Origin of the sequence: Fictibacillus gelatini DSM 15865 (assembly GCF_000430745.1) — a bacterium.
Lineage (GTDB): Bacteria > Bacillota > Bacilli > Bacillales > Fictibacillaceae > Fictibacillus_A > Fictibacillus_A gelatini.
The window spans coordinates 1-2,164 of sequence record NZ_AUMP01000075.1 but is presented as its reverse complement, the minus strand read 5'-3'; the positions used below and the strand labels follow the sequence as shown (position 1 = coordinate 2,164).

2 protein-coding genes and 3 pseudogenes are annotated in these 2,164 nt (G+C 37.8%); 2 read left to right on the top strand and 3 right to left on the bottom strand.

The genetic code is table 11. The annotated features are described in order from the left end of the window. Window positions 1-246: 246 nt before the first annotated feature. Window positions 247-415: pseudogene (locus tag H538_RS26830) on the top strand (GntR family transcriptional regulator); the annotation flags it as partial. A gap of 20 nt (window positions 416-435) precedes the next feature. Here the strand turns inward: H538_RS26830 and H538_RS26825 are convergent. Together H538_RS26825 and H538_RS24340 are read right to left on the bottom strand one after the other, a co-directional pair. After that, window positions 436-879 (bottom strand): annotated as a pseudogene (locus H538_RS26825) (phospholipase D-like domain-containing protein); the annotation flags it as partial. Then, window positions 879-1,202 (bottom strand): annotated as a pseudogene (locus H538_RS24340) (pyrophosphohydrolase domain-containing protein). The pseudogenes H538_RS26825 and H538_RS24340, both read right to left, overlap by 1 nt. 314 nt (window positions 1,203-1,516) lie before the next feature. Here H538_RS24340 and H538_RS0118090 point away from each other — a divergent pair. After that, a complete protein-coding gene (locus tag H538_RS0118090) occupies window positions 1,517-1,918 on the top strand; it encodes a (deoxy)nucleoside triphosphate pyrophosphohydrolase (RefSeq protein ID WP_026678781.1) in 402 nt (133 codons plus the stop codon). Between the two features lie 19 nt (window positions 1,919-1,937). Here H538_RS0118090 and H538_RS26620 read toward each other — a convergent pair. Next, on the bottom strand, window positions 1,938-2,164 hold a 227-nt coding region (locus tag H538_RS26620), incomplete at its 5' end, for a hypothetical protein (RefSeq protein WP_035351516.1).

Genomic DNA, 2,164 nt, shown 5'->3' with positions numbered 1-2,164 from the left:
GCGCTCTCTGAGACAGATTTTTGCCTTTGGGACGCATTTTTGTCCTTGAGCGGCACTCTCTGAGACAGATTTTTGCCTTGGGGACGCATTTTTGTCCTTGAGCGGCACTCTCTGAGACAGATTTCTAACTTCGGGAAGCGTTTTTGTCTTTGAACGGCGCTCTCTTAGACAGATTTCCTCCTTCAGGACGCGTTTTTGTCCTTGAGCGGTGTGCTATAAAACAAATTTGAAATTGAAAAGTAATTTGAAAACAATAGACTAGAGCAAGGATATAAACTACCGGTATTAGAAACGTTAATGGCTCAATTTAATGTGAGCAAAGCACGAAACGAAATCTTTAGACCTGTGGGAAAAAGGGGTCGTGTTCCAGGATGCTAGAGGCACAGGAATATTTGTGAGTGCATATGAGAAAAGGGTTAATTCGTGTTCGAAAATCTTGGAGAACTGATCAAACGCTTCCGCATACGTGACAGGCTCGAATTCTTCTTTTAAGGAAATGTTCCACTCGACACCTGTCGTTAAGGCTGAACGCGATAAATTGGACGAACCGACGATAAAGAAATTGTCTCCTTTCTCGCCTCCAAATAAATACGCCTTCGGGTGAAAAGATTTTCCGTTGCTTTTAAACAGCCGGACTTCAATGCTATCGTGAATGTGCAACAAATTTTCGAGCGCGTCCGGGTGGGTGACAAACAAATAATCACCTGCGCATACTTTCACTTCTGCTCCCCGCTCAAACGCTTCCTTTAAAAAAGGAGCCAGCAACTGGACTCCCGATCTCATCAAAAATGAAGTTAAAATATAAATTGAATCCGACTGCCGAATGCCTTCTACTACCTCGTCTATTAATCGTTCGGTGATTAACTTTACGTTCGGCATCAGTCTTCAACATCCACGAGGAAAATCCGCTCTTGAAAACCACCGCGTTTTTCCGCTTTCTCTTTGCGAACTTCTTCGATCTTATCAAAAGAAACGCCATGAACGGAAGCTAATGCGTGCATCAATTCAAGAAGGTCGGCCAATTCTTCAACGGCCTGTTCATCGTTTTCCGCTGCTGCTTACTCATCCAATTCTTCATAACATTTCTTTTTCAATTCTTTAACATACTCGTCATTTGCTAGAATCGTAGTATTGCAACCTTTCCCCGTCGCCACAATGATTTCAGGTATTTTATCGCGAACTAATTTGTTGTATGTTGGCATCATTTCACCTTTCCTTATTTATTTGTTCTACTTTGAAGTTCTTTTCCATTCTAGCAAAAAAGGCATACCAAAAGTTTTTCCATTAATCATTTTAGGATGGATAAATAAAGAGGATATTCCTTTCATGGCATGATTCAGCTCGTTTATGATAATATGAATGAAGATCTTTATTCCAATCTGGCATTATTCTTTAGGGATCATTTTCCTAAATCTTCTTATGGATGCAGAGGGGATGTATAAATGAATCGAGAAAGAATCGATTGTGTAGATTTTGAAATTAACAAGAAATCTTTTTATATAAAGGAATGATTAAATTGAAGAAACATATAAAAGTTGTCGCAGCCATTATTGAAAATGAACAAGGTGAAATTTTGTGTGCCTTACGCTCCCCTGAAATGTCTATTCCAAATATGTGGGAATTTCCTGGTGGAAAAGTAGAGACGAACGAGGATATTTACTCTGCACTAAAAAGGGAAATTGAAGAAGAGTTGAACTGCAAAATTGAGACATCAAATAAAGTTTATAATGACAATACCCATGAATACGAAACATTTACGATTAATTTAATTTCAATAAAGTGTAAGATTATAGAAGGGGAACCTACACCAAATGAACATTCAAAACTTATTTGGTTCAAAAGAGAAAATCTAGCCTCTTTAAAATGGGCACCTGCGGATATTCCAGCGGTCGAACAGTTAATAAATGAAAAAGTATAGTCTTCTCAATATGAGAGGACTATACTTTTTTTGTGAATTCTGTATATAAATTTGGTGGTACTTCATTCTCTAATTCCATTCGTACTGTAATCGGCTTTTCACCTTCAAAGTAAATAGAATTTCCCTTGCCTATATAAATATAGGGCTCAGTTGTAACTGCTAAACTAAAATCAACAGTTTCTGCTAAATAGAAATGAACACTTTTTCCCCAATTATAATCCAGATAAGTTATGATAGTCTTTTCAA